Source organism: Pseudomaricurvus sp. ABR4_320, from assembly GCF_056159445.1.
The window spans coordinates 329,084-346,920 of record NZ_JBSWVF010000004.1 but is presented as its reverse complement, the minus strand read 5'-3'; the positions used below and the strand labels follow the sequence as shown (position 1 = coordinate 346,920).

Below are 17,837 nucleotides of genomic sequence, written 5' to 3'. Positions count from 1 at the left end.
ATTTTCAATAGCTTAACTCTAAGCTTAGTTGAAGCCCAGCACTAAGGCGTGGAACCACACTCAATCACCATGGTCTGAGCTGGGCGTAATCCAAACCAGCACTTGATAAACTCCGTACAGTGTTTAACATTCAGTGGTAATTCAACAACTTACGTCAGGCCTCTGAAACGCCTGAAAATCGCCTTCGCGGGAGTCTCAGCTACACCATGAATCACTTATCGGCCCTGACAGCATTACGCGACTGGCTGCAGTCGCAAATTATTGGCCAGGAGCATCTCGTAGACAGCCTGTTAATAGCCCTGCTGGCCGATGGCCACCTGCTCGTTGAGGGCGCTCCAGGGCTGGCCAAGACCAAAGCGGTAAAAACGTTATCTGACGGCATTGATGGTGATTTCCACCGTATTCAATTTACGCCGGATCTGTTGCCAGCGGATGTCACTGGAACAGATATTTATCGCCCCGAAAACGGCACGTTTGAATTCCAGGCTGGCCCCATTTTCCATAATCTCGTGCTCGCCGATGAAATCAACCGAGCCCCGGCAAAAGTTCAATCTGCCCTGCTGGAAGCCATGGCGGAACGGCAAATCAGCGTCGGGCGCTCAACCTATCCTCTGCCCGACCTATTTATGGTCATGGCGACGCAAAACCCAATCGAACAAGAGGGCACCTATCCTCTGCCGGAAGCTCAACTGGATCGATTTCTTCTGCACGTCAATGTCGCCTACCCGAGCGCCGATGCCGAACGCCAGATTTTACGCCTGGCGAGAAATGAAGCGGCCGAGCATAAGCCCGAGGCGCCAGAGGTTCTGTCACAGCAAGCTTTGCTGGACATGCGCAAAGAAGTTTTGGATCTCTACATGGCCGACACAGTGGAGGACTATATCGTTAACCTCACTGATGCGACTCGCAACCCCGCCAAGTACAGCTCGCAGCTGGCTGAGTGGATCGAGTTCGGAATCAGCCCTCGTGGCACTATCGGTCTGGATCGTTGTGCTCGTGCCCACGCTTGGCTCGGTGGCCGAGATTTTGTGAGCCCCGACGATGTCCAGGCAATCGTTGGGGATGTTTTTCGTCACCGTTTAATTCTCAGCTTTGAAGCTGAAGCCAGCGGCATCAAGGCCGATGACGTGATTGCTGAACTGATCAAGCAGGTGCCCACGGCCTGATGAGCCTTGATACGCGTTTTCGGGAGCCGCCACTGGGCGCATACACCCAACTGGAAGATCTGTTGGGACTGAGGTTTGCCGCCCGCGAACTGACCCTATCTCCCAAGCGACAGAGCCGAGCCCAACAGAGCGGTGGGTTCCGGGCGCGATTTCGTGGACGCGGCATGGAGTTTGAGGAAGTCAGACACTACCAGGCTGGCGACGATATCCGCAATATCGACTGGCGGGTAACGGCTCGAACCGGCACCGCGCACACCAAAATGTTTCGCGAGGAACGTGAGCGCCCGGTCATTTTGGTTGTGGATCAACGCAGTTCGATGTTTTTTGGTACTTCCCACTGCTTCAAATCTGTGACAGCCGCGCACGCCGCCGCACTTCTTGGCTGGGCGGCCCTAAGCAACAACGACCGCGTTGGCGCGCTGATATTCTCAGACAAAGAAGAAGACGACATTCGGCCGAAACGCAGTCGCCACACACTGCTCGCTATCCTCGATAGTTTGCACCGTTTTAACGGAGCCTTGACGTCGCCCATCAGTAATACTGAAAGTCTCCCGCTCGACCAGCGCCTGCGCGACCTGCGTCGCATCGCCAGACCCGGCAGCGCACTGCTGATACTGAGTGACTTTCACGACGTTGACGACGCCAGCGAGGAACAGCTTTTCCAACTCGCGCGTCACTGTGACATTACGTTACTGCCGGTTTCGGATCCTTTTGAGCAGCAATTGCCCCCCAATATGATGCTCACCGTCACCAACGGTCGCCAGCGCAGGATTCTGGATACCCGTAATCGGGAACTCGCCAATCATTATCGTTCCAGTTTCACTGCGCATTTTGAGCGTCTGCAAACTCTGTCGGCCCGCCTCGCCCTCCCCCTTGTTACACTGCCCACCTGCTACGCGCCGCTGCAGCAGTTAAATACCGTATTCGGGAGGCATTCATGGCGGGGGTAGCTCCGGATCCAGCAATGGGAGGGGATCCCCTGGCGCAATTGCGCGATATCCATTTGCCCGATAGCGTCCCCTGGTGGCCACCGGCACCCGGCTGGTGGATATTGGCAGGCCTGTTAATCGCCACATTATTGGGGCTCGTTGTGTGGGCATTATTACGTTATCGACGCGACCGTTATCGTAGAGAAGCCCTGCAAATGCTGCAGGATATTCAGCAACAAAAATCCAGCGCTGAACAACTCTGTCGCGAAATTAATCGCCTGCTAAAACGCGTCGCCATCACGGTGTACCCACGACACGATTCCGCAAAGTTAAACGGTGCAGACTGGTGCGCCTTTTTGCACCACACAGCGCCCACTGTAGATCAGGATCCGAATCTGATACGGCTCCTCGGTGGTGAGATTTACCGCAAAGACGTCGACGAAGAGCAGGTCAAACGACTGGCAAAATACGCCAAATCCTGGATACGCGGACATCGTGAACGGCGTTCATACAACAGGGAGCCACTGGCGTGCTGACAGTAACCTGGCCCTATGTCTTTGTGCTGCTGCCGCTGCCATGGCTTGTCTATCGACTGTCACCCAGCGCTCGCCGTGAAGACACCGCTCTGCTGGTGCCTTTTTTTGCACGGCTGCCCGGTGACGATCGTCCCTCTGCAAAAGGCGCAACCATTTACTGGCTGCGCTGGCTCTTGCTGCTATTAATCTGGATCTGTTTACTCGGCGCAGCCGCCCGCCCCGTTTGGGTTGGCGAATCCATTGCGCTACCGGCCAGCGGCCGCGACCTCCTGCTCGCAGTGGATATCTCAGGCAGTATGGAAACCCCGGATATGACGTGGAAAGGCCAAGCGTACGACCGCCTCACCGTGGTCAAATCCGTGGTCGGCGATTTCGTTGAGCGACGTCGCAGTGATCGTCTCGGACTGATTCTCTTCGGCACACGAGCCTATTTACAGGTGCCCCTCACCTTCGACCGGGGCACGGTGAAAAGCATGCTGACGGAAGCGCAGTTAGGCTTCGCCGGAGAGAAAACAGCCATTGGTGACGCGATTGGCATGGCCGTCAAACGCTTGCGCGATCGGCCCGAGTCCAGCCGAGTACTGATTCTGCTCACCGACGGTGCCAATACCGCTGGCCAAGTAACCCCCCTCAAGGCAGCCGAGCTGGCCGCGAAAGCCAAGGTGAAAATTTATACCGTTGGGGTCGGCGCCGACGAGATGATTACCAACGGTCTATTTGGCAGTCCCTTTGGCACACGCAAAATCAACCCTTCGGCAGATCTCGATGAAGAGACCCTGACCGCCATCGCCCAACAGACCGGCGGTCGCTATTTTCGCGCCAGATCGCCGGAAGATTTGGTCGAGATCTATCAGGAACTCGACCGCCTCGAACCCGTCGATCAGGATGCCGAATATTTTCGGCCAACTCAGTCATTGTTTCACTGGCCTCTGGGGCTGGCGATGATTCTCAGCGTACTCTGGGCTTTAACCAAACTGCTCATGCGCCATATACAGACTCCGCAAACTCTGCGTTCAGCATCAACACCTTCACAGGGAGGCTCCAGCGATGCCTCCTGAATGGTCTACCATGATCGAGCATTTTCATTGGTTGCGACCTTGGTGGTTAGCAGGCATACCGCTGTTACTTGCCCTGACTTGGCTCCTGCTCAAATCTCAAGCATCCGATAACCAATGGCGCCGGTTGATTAATCCAAGCCTGCTCCCGCATCTGATCCAGGGCAAGCCCAGCCGTCAACAAAAACTACCCTATTGGTTTCTCGCGGTCATGTTTACTCTGGCGAGCATAGCAATGGCAGGCCCAAGTTGGGAAAAACTGCCACAACCGGTACACAAGTCCGAGAATGCCATGGTGATCTTGTTGGATCTGTCACCATCGATGGATGCCCAGGATCTTTCGCCTTCGCGGCTGGTAAGGGCGCGCCTGAAATTGATTGATCTTCTCGCCGCGCGGCATGAAGGCCTCACCGCATTGATCGCCTACGCCGGAGAGGCTCACGTCGTGACGCCGCTCACGGATGACACAGACACCATCGCCAGCCTGCTGCCAAGCCTGTCACCAGAAATTATGCCTCTTCCCGGCAGCAACACCGAAATGGCCTTAGATCTGGGCATCAAGCTGATTCGAGAAGCCGGCTTACCCAGAGGGGAATTTCTTCTGGTAACCGATGGTGTTACGGACACAGCCCGCGATTATTTGACCCGAACAATTCCATCCGGCTACCGCTTGTCCGTCCTGGGCGTAGGCACCCGCGAGGGCGCCCCTATTCCGCTGAGGGGCGGTGGTTTTGCCAAAGAACCAGACGGCGATATGATGCTTGCACGGCTGGACACCGATCAGCTGGCAAATCTGGCCCAGTCTTCTCACGGCGTTTATGAAACCCTGACCCCATCCGATAAAGACATCGACGAGCTTCTTGATCAGCCACCTCTGATTAACGAGCAGACCCGCGAGCTGCAACGGCAATATGACACTTGGCAGGATGCCGGCTTCTGGCTGTGCCTGTTGCTGTTACCGCTCTTTGTCGGCGCCTTTCGGCGCGGTTGGCTCCTTATGCTCTTCTGTACATTGTGGCTGCCGCAGCCCAGTCAGGCTTTAGAATGGCAGGACTTATGGGCCACCCCCGATCAACAGGGACAGAAACTTTTACAAAGCGAAAAACCTGCCGCCGCGGCTGAGAAATTCGAGCGCCCAGATTGGCGTGGCACAGCCCAATACCAGGCAGAAAATTATGAGGGCGCCATCGACGCCTATCGTCAGGACAACAGCCCTGAGGGCCTCTACAACCTCGGCAATGCTCTCGCAAAGACCGGTAAACTTAAAGATGCCATCAAGGCTTATGATGACGCCTTGCAACAAAACCCAAAACTCGACGACGCCCGCTTCAATCGCGACCTGGTGCAATCTCTGCTGGATCAACAGCAAAACTCACAGCAAGATTCCTCCGGCCAGGAAAACTCCGATCAGCAACCGAGCGACGGCGACAATGCCAAGAACCAGCCTCAGAATGGTTCCGGTAACAACGATCAAGATGACGCCCAGTCCCAGCCAGGTGACACGCCACCGGAAGGCGAGAGCGGCGGGGATCAAAACGCTGACGGCGAGCCCGAACGTCAGGGCGACGAACAAAACAGGAATCCGGAAGATTCCACAGGGGAAAACGGAGAGCCTCAGGACCAACAGAATTCTGATGAAGACGACAATTCGTCAAATGCCGGATCACCGGAGCAAGCAGGCGAAGAAGAGTCTGAAAACGCGCAAAACGCTGCTGCCAGTGCCGCCGAAGCACCCGAGATGAGTGATGAGGAGCGCCAAGCCATGGAACAATGGCTGCGTAAAATTCCCGACGATCCCAGCGGCCTGATGCGTAAGAAATTTCAGTACCAGTACCGTCAGCGCCGCAAAGAATACAGCATGGGCACATGGCAACCGCCGGAAAACGACGCGAATAAACGCTGGTAGGCCGGGTACTCATCCCCGCCTATCAAGCGTGTCGTTTTCAGCTCCCAAACAACCGACTTTCGATTTTATGGTTATCGAATGGGCAATATAGTCAACAACTTCTCTTCAAGGTTCTTTTCTTGCCGAGCAATCCATTCGCCAGGAAAACACCGCCTATCACTCAGGCATAACACAGCCCTCGTGGGATTATTCCTGCTATTCCTGGCTGGAATTTCTGGCGCGGCTCAGTCTGCAGAACTTACGGCATCCGTAGATCGCAATGAGATTAGCTTGGAAGAGACGCTGTCGCTCACCGTTCGCTACTCCGACCAGGTCATGTTTGGCGAACCGGACTTCAGTGCCCTGGAAGAGAACTTTGATATTCTTGGGAATCGTCGGGCCAATCAGTATCGCAGCATTAACGGTAAAGCCGAATCCTGGACACAATGGACCCTGGTCGTCGCGCCCAAGTCGACGGGAAAGCTGCTGATTCCATCGTTCGAATTTGAAGGGGTTTTCAGTGACGCCATTGAAATTGACGTCGCAAAGACAGCGCCGAAAACAGATCTCCCCTCAGAACAGCCTGTGTTTCTTGAAACGGAATTGCAAAAGCCCGAAGGCTATGTCCAAGAGCAATTTCTCTATACCATCCGCCTCTACACGTCTGTTGACCTAAGCAGTCTCAACAGCGAAGAATTTTCTGTTGCCGATGCCTTAGTCAAACAGGTTGCCGAAAACCAGTATCAACGCACCATCAATGGCCGCCGGTTTGGCATTGTCGAAGTGACTTACGCGATCTTCCCTCAACGCAGCGGCAAACTCACCCTGCCCTCCACACTGTGGAATATTACGATTCAGTCGAGTCAAAGCTATAACTACGATCCTTTCCTCGCCCGCAGCGGCAAACGATTGCGTTTGCGAACCGAAGAAAAAGTGGTGGATGTCCAGCCTCGTCCCGCAGATTTTGACGGCCAACAGTGGCTACCTGCCAGCAATATCAGTCTGACCCAAAAGTGGAATCGGGATCCTAGTGAATTTCGGGTCGGAGAACCCATTACTCGGACCATTTCCATCGACGCAAACGGGTTACTCGCCTCTCAATTGCCGCCTCTAAAGCTGGAAGAGGTCGACGGAATTAAGTACTACCCGGATCAGCCCCAATCCGATGAAACTCTGTCCGCAGAAGGCGTTAAAACCCTAAAGACTGAGAGCTACGCCATTGTTCCAAATCGCGAGGGAGAATTTACATTACCCGCCATCAACGTGACCTGGTGGAACACGCAAGAAAGCAAAATGGAAACCGCGAGCCTTCCAGAGGAAACCATTACCGTCGCCCCCGGCACAGCTCCGGCCACGCCGCCGCCCGTCGCGCCAACGGAAAACAGCACAGACGAAACCACCTCGGCTCTTCTGCCCAGCGGCAACATCTCCTTACCAATCGACCAACCCGCCCTGCCCGTTGCGTCTTACTGGGTCTCTCTCACAGGCGTCTTTGCGGCGACAACCCTCTTATTTGCGATTCTCTGGTGGCGAGCTCGCGGTCGGATTCCTGTGCAAAGATCCCTGTCATCCCCCGCCAGAAATACTTCGCCGAGTGAAGCCGAAACGTTTCGCCAGTTAAAAACTGCAGTACAGGAAAAAACGCCTCAGCAAATTCGGACGGCGCTGATGGCCTGGGGTAGCAGCCGACAGAGAGAAACCGTAACGGCATTGGGGCAATTGCGCAATCCTCATCTGCGCGTCGCGGTGAGCCATTTGCAAACCTGTCTATACGGCGCCGAAACGCGCGAGCCGGATAGAACCCTGTTGCAAGAGGCCATAATGAACGCTCGACGCCACAAAGAAAGCGCTGAGGGTGCGACAAGCCACGAGGTGATCGCGCCCCTCTACAGTTAACCGGCCTGCGTCGACTGAGACTTCTGATGATGCTCGCGCAATTCGCGGCGGATGACTTTACCGACCACAGATTTCGGCAATTCACTGACGAATTCTACACGAGAAGGGACTTTGTAAGGCGTTAGGGACAAGCGACAGAATTTCAACACCTCATCCTCTGTTAGTGTGCTGTCATCCGTCACCGCATAGAGCTTGACGACTTCGCCCTTAGCGGGGTCGGGAATTCCAATCGCGGCAGCTTCGGTGATGCCAGGATGCTTGCAGACCTCTTCCTCAACCTCGTTGGGATAAACATTAAATCCAGATACGATGATCATATCCTTTTTACGGTCCACGATACGAAGATAACCGTCATCCAGTCGTTCGGCGATATCACCAGTCGCCAACCAACCGTCCTCGGACAAGACCTTTCGAGTTTCCTCCGGTTGTTGCCAGTAGCCCTGCATGACTTGAGGCCCACGTACCAATAACTCACCCGCACAGCCATTGCTGACATCCCGCCCTTGTTCATCGATAAGGCGTATGTCAGTGAAGGGAATAGGACAGCCAATAGAACCTATTCTAATACTTCCTGGGGGATTGAACGCGACAACCGGGGAGGTTTCCGTCAGACCATAGCCTTCCAAAATTTCGCAGCCAGTGACGCGCTGCCAGCAGTGCGCCACGTCTGTCGTTAACGCCATACCGCCAGATGTGGTCAGCTTTAATGCCGAAAAATCTAAGGACCGAAAGCCTTTATGTCGACACAAACCATTAAAAAGCGTGTTCAATCCACAGAACCCGGTAAAACGAACTTTTTCCAAGTCTTTTACCAACGCATTCAAATCCCTGGGGTTGGGAATTAACAAGCTGCACGCTCCCAAACTGGGCAAAAAGAGGCAGTGAATCATGAACGCGTAAATATGGTAGAGCGGTAATGGCGAGACAAACAACTCTTTACCGGGGGTTAACACCTTCTTCAATAAATAACCAACCTGATCTGTATTAGCCGTCAGGTTAGCGTGAGTTAACACCGCCCCTTTCGCGACCCCCGTGGTGCCTCCGGTATATTGCAACACCGCAATATCGTGAACCTGCGCATCAACAGGCTGGTAACTCATCGTCGAGCCACTGCGCAATACGTCACGCAGACCTATTTGCTGAGGAAATTGAAACGATGGAACCATCCGCTTGACGTAGCGAATGATGGCATTAATCGCTAGCCGCTTGATTGGCGGGTGCAGATCGGCAATCTCGGTGATCACTACCTGAGTGACCGATGTATCCTGGATCACTGCTGCCGCGCGATCGGCAAGGTTTGCCATGATGACGAGCAAACGAGCGCCGGAATCCTTTAACTGGTGTCGAATTTCTCTGGGGGTATAGAGCGGATTGACGTTAACAAGAATCATACCCGCCCGCAGCACACCGTAAACGACAACAGGGTATTGCAGAATATTGGCCATCTGAACGGCCACTCGATCACCCGGCTGCAACCCGGATTCATTCTGTAACCAGGCGGCAAATGCCTTACTTAATCGTTCGACGTCACCATAGGTGAGATTGTGTCCGAGACAAGCAAATGCCGGACGCTCAGCGTACTGGTTTGCCGCCCGTTCAATAAGCGACGTAATATTTTCTTGTTTTAGGCCCATGGTCTTTTTATTGTGTAAGCCTTAATGATAATTCCCTACCGATCACCTGCTACTCCAAACGTTTAACATCGTCTCCAAGACTCTACGTAACAGGTACGTCTGATGTTAAGAATAGGACGAAAAACCATCGCTGTTAACGGCTTCTTTCGGTTTAACGTCGCAATAGCTTCTGCAGCCCCTTAAAAAGACAGATCGTCAGGAAGGCACCTAACATCAACGTAAAAATCAATCCCAAACTGATCAATAGGAACTTAAGGGCATCGGCGACCGGCAGGTCCCAGGCCCAGATGGCCGCCGCAATAAATGCCAAGCATGCCAGCATCGCTGACGTCGCCACCGACCGCGAACCACGTTTGCGAAAAAACAACATAGTGTCAAAGCCCGTTTAGTGTGATCCAGCGCTCTATTACTGCAGCGACGCCATCGTCCCAGACCGGCAGCGTTTCAATTTTCGCGATGTCACGGATACCCGCTTCTGCATTCCCCATCGCAACGCCAACTCCTGCCTGCTGCAGAAACACTCGATCGGAGCGTGCATCACCAAAGGCAATGACCTGAGCAGGCTCAACTTGGTGGTACGCCAGTAGTTGTTCAAACCCCTGCTGTTTACACGCCGCTCGGGAAATTACGCTGGCAAAGAGATAATCCGGGCGTGACACCATTCTTGCATAGGCAAACTCTGCCTCAGGAAACTGCCGCTCTAACGCATATAACGACTCGTGATCCTCACTCTTCTCCACGGCGAAGATCAACTTAAGCGCCGACTCGCGTATCGCCAGGGAGGCGAGATCTGCGATATCCGGCTGAATTCGTAGATGTTCTGCATGAATTTCCGCAAGGGATGTCATGCGCCAGGTGTAATAGTGTTCTGCCGTGTAGACTTCCGTGTAGATATTGGCAGCAGCAGCGGCTTCTACCAATGATCGACAAAGCTCGGCGTTCAGAGGATGTTCTACCAGTGAGTTTCCGGATGCTGGCTCGTAGAGCAAAGCGCCCGTATTGAAGAGACCGGCAGCGTCAAGCCCCAACTCGTCGATCAAGAACTGCGCTGCAAATCGCGGGCGTCCGGAGGCAACCGCCAATTTAACGCCCGCAGCGCGCAACGCGGCTAAGGCTTGTTTCACCCGAGCACTGTAATTGGCATCCAGGCCCACCAACGTCCCATCAATGTCGAAAAACGCCAATTTAAGATCACGCCGCAACAACTCTGATGCGGCATCACTGGACAAAGGAACGCTCAAACTCTTCTCCAACGCATACACTCAGGATAAGTCACCAAAACGGCCACCAGCCTTTTTTCCGCAGACGTTCTTCACAGCCGTACAATTGCTTTTGATACATCGCGGCTCGGTTATTCACTTTTGATGCCACACCGATCAACCAGGATTTTCCACGATAAGTACCGCGAGAATACCCTCCATGCCCCTCATGATAGGCGAGATACAACGAGTAGGCGTCATCTCTCCGAATGCCATTGATGGTGTGACTCTTGTAGTTATACCAACCAACAAAATCCACTGCGTCGGCAAAATCCGAACGATTGGATGCCCATCCTCCGGCCTCTTTTAGATACCAATCCCAAGTGCTATTTTTTGCCTGGGAATAGCCATAAGCACTGCTTTGCCGCTTCCAGGGAATCACCCACAATAACTTTGTACGCGGCGGCCTAGCCTTAGCTTCAAAGCGAGATTCCTGGTAAATGATCGACATGGCTATGGGAATGGGCGTACCCCAGCGCTTTTTAGCTTCTAGAGCATCATCGTACCAATCATCTTTTTCATCAAAAATATCGCAAATATTGTTCAGCTCCACCGGTCTGGAAGTGGCACAACCATTCAATAACAACAGAGCGATTAACCCTAGCAATAGGCGGCTGCCTTTAAACATCGGCGACACCATATTGACGCAACTCTTCAATTAACTCATCTTCGCTGATAACTGAAATACCCAATGCAAGAGCATCCCGGTACTTACTGTTATTTTCCACGCCGCTACCAGCCACCACACAGTGGGTTTTTGCAGACACGGAACCGGAGACCTTCGCTCCCAGATTTTTCAGATGCTCGGTCGCATCTTTGCGACTAATTGTCGAAAAGCTACCGGTGACGACATATGTCTTACCTGCCAGCGGTGCTTCAAAGGCCTTTTCAGGATCTTCCCCCTCCGACTCAGGCCAGTGGATACCCGCCTGTTGCAATGCCGCTATTGCCTCAAGGGTATGGGGCTGCTGAAAAAATTCGGCAACGAAATGGGCAACCACAGGCCCTACATCGGGGACTTCCTGCAATTGCTCTTCGCTGGCATCTTGCAGTGCCTGCAAGCCTCCAAAATGGCGACTGAGCGCACGAGCGGTCGCTTCCCCGACCTCCCGAATACCCAAAGCAAACAGAAAACGTTCTAGGCTGGTGGATTTGCTGTTTTCCAGAGCTGTAACCAGATTGGCCGCAGATTTTGCCGCCATACGCTCAAGACCAGCAATCTGCTCCACATCCAATCGATAGAGATCGGCGACAGAATGAACCATGTCGCGATCCACCAGCTGCTCGACCAGCTTATCTCCCAGACCGTCGATATCCATGGCCCGGCGGGACGCAAAATGGCGGATTGCCTGTTTGCGTTGAGCGGCGCAAATCAAACCACCGGTACAACGGTAAACCGCTTCACCCGGTACGTTTTCGACAGGAGAGTCACACACAGGACACAGCTCGGGAAACGCAATATCGCGAGCGTCCTTCGGTCGCTTCGATTCAATGACGGAAACAACCTGAGGAATAACATCACCAGCGCGCCGAACTATGACCGTGTCGCCCACTTTCACCCCGAGCCGAGCGATTTCGTCCCGATTGTGCAAGGTGGCGTTGGAAACCGTGACGCCTCCGACAAAAACAGGCTCTAAACGCGCAACAGGCGTCACCGCGCCGGTACGCCCGACCTGAAATTCAACATCGAGCAACTTGGTCATCTCTTCCTGGGCGGGAAATTTATAAGCCATTGCCCAGCGCGGAGCCCGTGAGACAAACCCGAGGGTTTCCTGTAGGGCCAGGTCGTTGACTTTGAATACAATGCCATCGATTTCGTAATGAAGAGTCAGACGCCGCTCCGACAATTGCCTGGCATATTCCACACAAGCTTCGATAGATTCGGCGACTTTCATTTCCGGATTGATGAGAAACCCCCAACGATGCAGGGCGTGCAACATCTCCGTATGTCGAGCGGGCAAATCAGCGCCACTGATACGACCGACACTGTAGGCGCACATTTGCAACTTACGGGTTGCGGTGATACGGGAATCCAACTGCCGCAAACTACCCGCCGCCGCATTCCGCGGATTTACAAAGGGTTTACTTCCCTCCTTCCGAGCCAGCTCGTTGAGCGCCTCAAAGCTCGACTTCGGCATGTAAATTTCACCACGGACTTCAAGCAGCTCAGGAAAGTCCGTTCCCAGCAATTGCATGGGGATCGAACGAATCGTACGGACGTTCTGAGTGATATCTTCACCCGTAGAGCCGTCTCCTCTGGTCGCCCCTCGCACCAGTTTTCCCCGCTCATACAATAAGCTGACGGCAATGCCATCAAGCTTGGGCTCGCAAGCGTATTCTATGGATTCAGTGCGCTTCAATCGATCTCGAATGCGACGATCAAATGCCAGCAAATCGTCGTCATTAAACGCATTATCGAGCGACAACATTGGCACTTCGTGCGCAACTTGAGCGAAGGCGCCCAGCGGCGCAGCGCCGACTCTCTGAGTTGGCGAATCCGACGAAATCAAGTCGGGATGCGCCGCTTCCAATTCCTGCAAGCGACGAAATAAGCGATCGTACTCTGCATCGGGGACAGACGGGTCATCCAGTACGTAATAGCAATAGCTGTGGTGGTTGAGCTGCTCACGCAACTGCTTTATCTGTTCTTCGATAGAGATGGTTTCAGACATCAGTTTTTAAGTACGGCGGCGTTCGGTTGTGACAGAAACAAGTGAGAGCACAACACCTGCTCCCACTGATCAGAGAAATGACTGCGACTAACGCGCCGCCAATTGACGTCGGCGTTCATACTCGCTGATGCGCTGACGGCAGTGCTCTAAGGTTTGATTGGTCATTGCACTGCGGGTTTCGTCCTTGAGCTCGCCTCCAAGACGATCGGCAATCGCCATTGCAGTACCGGCCATGGTGTCAAAGGCGTCCATACTGTTGGATTTCATCGGCAGAGTCATAAATAGACTGACGCCAGGTGTCGAAAAATCATTCATTGAATCCAGGTCAAAGGTGCCTGGAATGACCATATTGACCATGCTAAACAAGAGAGGGCCGTCACCGCTTTGTTGCTCATAGCGGTGAAAGATCTGCATATCACCAAACTTCAGCCCGCACTGCAGGGCAACCTGCTGGAGCTCATCACCGGGAAATTGCTCACCTTGAGATGCCATGACATTGATGACCAGAACCTCATCTGGATCAGCCTCGGCTTCTTCCTCACCGGACTCAGCCACCAGATGTTGGGGCTCGTAGGATTCTTCGGTGAATTCCGTTGTTTCAAAGGCCTCGTCTTCTGCCGCTCTGTGACGCTCCTCGGGAAACTCTTCCGAAGGATAGGTCTCTTCCTCGCTTCCCCCTTGATGCTCGTAGTGTCCGACCTCATCAGGCAGCTCAGCGGTGAACGCCTCTGTTGACGTGCCTTCAACGGCCTCATGGCGATCCTGCTCGCGAGCCGTTGGCGCAGCCCCCGCCCCTGGAGACGCAAACAGCGGATCCATGTCATCGTCGTAATCATCAAAGGCAAAATTGTCCGTTTTTTGAACCTCAGGTTTCGTGGCCTTACCTGCGGACCTTGTTACACGGTCTTCCGCAAAAGTCGGTTCAACACGTGACAGCGCCTTGATTCGGCTGGAGCCAACAACCAGTGACTCACCACCGTGGCCATCGCGATCGACGACGCGGGCACCACCGTTGGGCAGCTCTACATTGTTGCCGTCTCCACCCGTCACATCACCACTTGCCGAATGCGGCATGTTCCGGGCGAAACGGACTGCCTGCTTACGGGTCTGCCGCATTCTGCGGAAACCGTCCAACAGCACGCCTACGATGAGTAAAACGATAATGGCGATCAGCCAATTACGCATGCCAAAATCCATAAGTTGTCAACGCCTCTATGATCTTACGCTTGTGCGAGGTTCGGCGCGGAACTGCCTCTGCCTCGTCATTTATAATCCAATTGCAACAGCCATTACATGGCAGCAAGTTCCGCAGCTTCATCGACGTCTACCGTCACCAGCCGTGATACGCCAGGCTCGTGCATGGTAACGCCAAGTAGCTGATGTGCCATTTCCATGGCGATTTTATTGTGGGTGATGTAGATAAACTGCACCTGATCGGACATTTGTTCAACCATTGAGGCGTAACGCCCCACGTTGGCATCATCCAACGGTGCATCCACCTCATCCAACATACAGAAAGGCGCCGGGTTCAACTGGAAGATAGAAAAGACCAGTGCGATGGCAGTGAGCGCTTTCTCGCCACCCGACAACAAATGAATGGTACTGTTTCGCTTGCCCGGGGGTCTCGCCATAATTGCGATACCCGTATCGAGCATATCTTCGCCGGTAAGTTCCAAATAGGCATGACCACCGCCAAAAACCCTGGGAAATAAATCTTGGAGACCGTTGTTAACCTTGTCGAAGGTTTCCTTGAAACGCGAACGGGTTTCCTTGTCGATTTTGCGAATGGCATTCTCGAGTGTTTCCAACGCCTCGACAAGATCGTCGTTTTGCTGATCGAGGTAGGTTTTACGTTCGGATTCCGTTTTGTACTCATCGATCGCTGCTAGGTTAATGGCTCCCAGTCGAGCGATACGATTTGAGGTGCGTTCCAGGGCTTGCTGCAACTCCCCCTGATCGGCATCCTCGCCAAGTTGTTCTAACAGCGTTTCCAAATGAAAATTTTCGGTTTGCAATTGCTCAAGCACTGTCGAGCGCTGCACTTCCAACGAGTTGGCATCCAGACGCGCCTGTTCAAGACGGCTGCGATGTTGCTGTAATTCCTGCGCAACTTGATTGCGTTCCTGTTCGGTGCGCCGCAGATCCTGCTCAACCTGATCAACGGCTTCACGCGCCTCAGCCAGCCGTTGCTCGATGGCCATCCGCTTTTCAAGCAGAGCTTCGAGCTCCAGTTGATTCGCATCCGACGGATCTTCCGACAGCAGCAGGTTTTCCTGCAACTCCTCACGACGGGCTTGAAGGCGCTCAGCCTGCTCTTCCAATCGCGCCAGACCCGCCCGCAATGATTCCACTTGGGTCTTTAGATTCTGGTATCGCATTTCCAATTGATGGGCTCGATCACGATCGTGACGGGCCTTTTGGCGGGCTTCATCCAGCCGATTACGCAAGGTGTCACGTTGACCTTGAAGCGTTTCCCGTTCCGCGGTGCTCTGCTCCATTGCATCGAGAGCGTCCTGCAAAACAATTCGGGATTCCGCTAAAGACTCACCTTCTTGATCCAATTGCTCCTGTAACTCACCGACCTCTTGGGTTAGCCTCTGCCGGCGCTGGATAACCTGTTCCTGCTGTACTTTGCGAGCACTGAGCTGGGCGCGCAATTCACCGACACGCCGCCCTTCATCGGCACTCTCCCGCCGCAACTGCTCACGCTCAGCTTCGAGGTCTTTGAGCGACTGCCGCGCTTCCTGCAGTTCTGTGGCCATGGTCTGGGAGCGCTCGTAATCGGCAGCAATGGCAGCTTCTAATTCCTGCAGCTCCTGCCGTCGAGCGATCACACCACTCGCCGCGTTAGAGCCACGCCGGAGGCGGAACCAATTGGCACTGAGCCAGAGTCCATCCCGCGTAATGACCGACTCACCAACAGCAAGCTGCTGACGTTGAGCCAGCGCATCTTCCAAGCTTTCCGCCAGCCGAATCCCTTGCAGTAGGCCACCGAGATCGATACTGGCGGTAACTTTGGCGCCAAGGTAATCACTTCCATTTTCCATTGAGGACAGGTAAGAAGCTGTGTCGAGCAACACCAACTCCCCCTCCTGTAAACCCGCCGCAGACAACACCTGCTGATCGAAACCATCAACACAGATGGCCTGTAGAGTTTCACCGAGAACGGTTTCTACCGCCGTATCCCAGCCGTCACTGACGCTGAGACACTCCGCCAGACGTTGACTATCGGCGATCCCCTGAGTCGACAGCCAATCGGCAGAAACCCCTTCACTGAGAGCAGCCTGCTGCAAGGCTTCCAACGAAGAAAAACGCCCGCGCTGGCTTTGCAAACGACTGCGCACATCATTGAGCTGGTCGCTCAACGCCTGGATCTGGTCTTGCCTGCGAGCAATATGATCATTGACGGACTCGACCTTCTCGGCCCGAGCTTCCTGCTCCAGATCGGCTTCCGCCAGCTGCATAGACAAGAGTTCGATGTCTTCGTCGGACTCTTCCGGAGCCAACTGCTGTTGCTCGCCCTGTAGCTTATGCAAACGATCCATCAACCGCGATTGGGTCTGCTCCAAATGCATGATTCGGGAGCGTTCGACTTCCGCTTGGCGCTGAGGTTCGGCGGCACGCTGTCCAAAGGCTTCCCAGCGTTGCTGCCAATCCTGCATCGCCTCTTCTGCAGTGCGCAGGGTATCGCCGGAATCCCCCTCCTGACCGCCCATCATTTCAATCTCGGGAAGCAGCTCTTCAATTTCAACTTCCCAGACCTCGATCCGCTCGCGGTCAGCGCGCATGCTTTCATCGACATCGGCAGAATCTTTTTCCGCTCTCGCCAAATCCTGTTGCAGCTGCCTGGCTCGCTCCTGAGTCATTTGGATGGTTTGCTCAAGGCGCGCAATATCGGAACCCAGGCTGTAAAACTGCGCCTGAATTTCGTTGAATTTATCACCCTGTTCCGTGTGACGCAGGCGTAGAGTCTCGATTGAAGACTCTCTCTGAACCTGCCGTGTGACGGCTTCCTCCACGGCCAGTTCTAGCTGACTGATCGAGTCGCGATATCCACCTACTTTTTTATCAAGGTTGCGGAACGTCAGTGCCTGAATTTGAGCTTTCAGTAGACGCTCTTCTTTCTTGAACTGAGTGTACTTTTCGGCAGCTTCCGCCTGACGTGCAAGTCGTGTTAGCTGCCTTTCAAGCTCCTCCCGTAAATCCGTCAGTCGCTCTAAGTTTTCCTGAGTCCGACGCATGCGATTTTCGGTGTCCCGGCGCCGGTCCTTGTATTTGGAAATACCGGCAGCTTCTTCGATGTAGATGCGGAGCTCTTCAGGCTTGGCCTCGATCAAACGGGAGATCATGCCCTGCTCAATGATGGCGTAACTTCGAGGCCCGAGACCGGTACCCAGAAAAATGTCCGTAATGTCACGACGCCGACATTTGGCGCCGTTAAGATAGTAGGTATTCTGGGCATCCCGGGTAACCTTCCGCTTGACCGAAATTTCGGTAAACCCAGCGTACTCCCCAACTAAGGTGCGATCGCTATTATCGAATACCAGCTCAATCGACGCCTGCCCCACTGGCTTGCGATTTCCCGAGCCATTGAAAATAACATCGGTCATGGACTCGCCACGCAGGTTTTTGGCGGAGGACTCCCCCATAACCCAGCGCACGGCGTCGATAATATTGGATTTCCCACAGCCATTCGGCCCCACAACCGCGCCCAAATTACTGGGAAAGTGAACGGTCGTCGGATCAACGAAAGATTTGAATCCAGCCAGCTTAATGCTTTTTAGCCGCATAGATCTGTATTACCC

Annotated in this window: 13 protein-coding genes; 6 read left to right on the top strand and 7 right to left on the bottom strand. The window is 53.9% G+C overall.

All coding sequences use genetic code 11. The features are described from left to right. Window positions 1-206: 206 nt before the first annotated feature. The 6 genes from ACXAFR_RS10610 (at window position 207) to ACXAFR_RS10585 (ending at window position 7,467) form a co-directional block, all read left to right on the top strand. Window positions 207-1,166, top strand: a complete 960-nt coding sequence (locus tag ACXAFR_RS10610) for an AAA family ATPase (RefSeq protein WP_475176484.1) — start codon at window positions 207-209, stop codon at window positions 1,164-1,166. Beyond that, window positions 1,166-2,116 carry a DUF58 domain-containing protein gene (locus ACXAFR_RS10605; protein ID WP_475176481.1) on the top strand — a complete coding sequence of 317 codons (951 nt, stop codon included), beginning with the start codon at window positions 1,166-1,168 and terminating at the stop codon, window positions 2,114-2,116. The genes ACXAFR_RS10610 and ACXAFR_RS10605 overlap by 1 nt, the downstream gene beginning before the upstream one ends. Then, window positions 2,104-2,631, top strand: a complete 528-nt coding sequence (locus ACXAFR_RS10600; RefSeq protein WP_475176477.1) for a DUF4381 domain-containing protein — start codon at window positions 2,104-2,106, stop codon at window positions 2,629-2,631. Before ACXAFR_RS10605 ends, ACXAFR_RS10600 begins: the two co-directional genes overlap by 13 nt. Then, entirely contained in the window at window positions 2,625-3,689 is a 1,065-nt protein-coding gene (locus tag ACXAFR_RS10595) for a VWA domain-containing protein (protein WP_475176474.1), read from the top strand. Before ACXAFR_RS10600 ends, ACXAFR_RS10595 begins: the two co-directional genes overlap by 7 nt. Continuing rightward, window positions 3,679-5,592 carry a vWA domain-containing protein gene (locus tag ACXAFR_RS10590; RefSeq protein ID WP_475176473.1) on the top strand — a complete coding sequence of 638 codons (1,914 nt, stop codon included), beginning with the start codon at window positions 3,679-3,681 and terminating at the stop codon, window positions 5,590-5,592. Before ACXAFR_RS10595 ends, ACXAFR_RS10590 begins: the two co-directional genes overlap by 11 nt. Window positions 5,593-5,772: 180 nt before the next feature. Continuing rightward, complete coding sequence (locus ACXAFR_RS10585; RefSeq protein WP_475176471.1) at window positions 5,773-7,467, top strand: BatD family protein; 1,695 nt, start codon at window positions 5,773-5,775, stop codon at window positions 7,465-7,467. On the opposite strand, the gene ACXAFR_RS10580 is transcribed toward ACXAFR_RS10585, so the two are convergent. The 7 genes from ACXAFR_RS10580 to smc all read right to left on the bottom strand — a co-directional run bounded on the left by ACXAFR_RS10580 (window position 7,464) and on the right by smc (window position 17,822). Next, window positions 7,464-9,101: an AMP-binding protein gene (locus ACXAFR_RS10580; RefSeq protein ID WP_475176469.1), complete on the bottom strand. Its 1,638-nt coding sequence runs from the start codon at window positions 9,099-9,101 to the stop codon at window positions 7,464-7,466. The genes ACXAFR_RS10585 and ACXAFR_RS10580 overlap by 4 nt on opposite strands. A gap of 151 nt (window positions 9,102-9,252) precedes the next feature. Continuing rightward, entirely contained in the window at window positions 9,253-9,471 is a 219-nt protein-coding gene (locus tag ACXAFR_RS10575; protein ID WP_475176467.1) for a hypothetical protein, read from the bottom strand. Between the two features lie 4 nt (window positions 9,472-9,475). Beyond that, window positions 9,476-10,342: an HAD-IIB family hydrolase gene (locus ACXAFR_RS10570; protein WP_475176466.1), complete on the bottom strand. Its 867-nt coding sequence runs from the start codon at window positions 10,340-10,342 to the stop codon at window positions 9,476-9,478. 31 nt (window positions 10,343-10,373) lie between these two features. Next, window positions 10,374-10,988 carry a transglycosylase SLT domain-containing protein gene (locus ACXAFR_RS10565; protein WP_475176462.1) on the bottom strand — a complete coding sequence of 205 codons (615 nt, stop codon included), beginning with the start codon at window positions 10,986-10,988 and terminating at the stop codon, window positions 10,374-10,376. Further along, complete coding sequence (ligA, locus tag ACXAFR_RS10560; protein WP_475176458.1) at window positions 10,981-13,032, bottom strand: NAD-dependent DNA ligase LigA; 2,052 nt, start codon at window positions 13,030-13,032, stop codon at window positions 10,981-10,983. Before ligA ends, ACXAFR_RS10565 begins: the two co-directional genes overlap by 8 nt. 87 nt (window positions 13,033-13,119) lie before the next feature. Beyond that, window positions 13,120-14,217, bottom strand: a complete 1,098-nt coding sequence (gene zipA, locus ACXAFR_RS10555) for a cell division protein ZipA (protein ID WP_475176455.1) — start codon at window positions 14,215-14,217, stop codon at window positions 13,120-13,122. 104 nt (window positions 14,218-14,321) lie between these two features. Further along, window positions 14,322-17,822, bottom strand: coding sequence for a chromosome segregation protein SMC (gene smc / locus ACXAFR_RS10550; protein WP_475176452.1), 3,501 nt, complete (start codon window positions 17,820-17,822; stop codon window positions 14,322-14,324). Window positions 17,823-17,837: the final 15 nt, after the last annotated feature.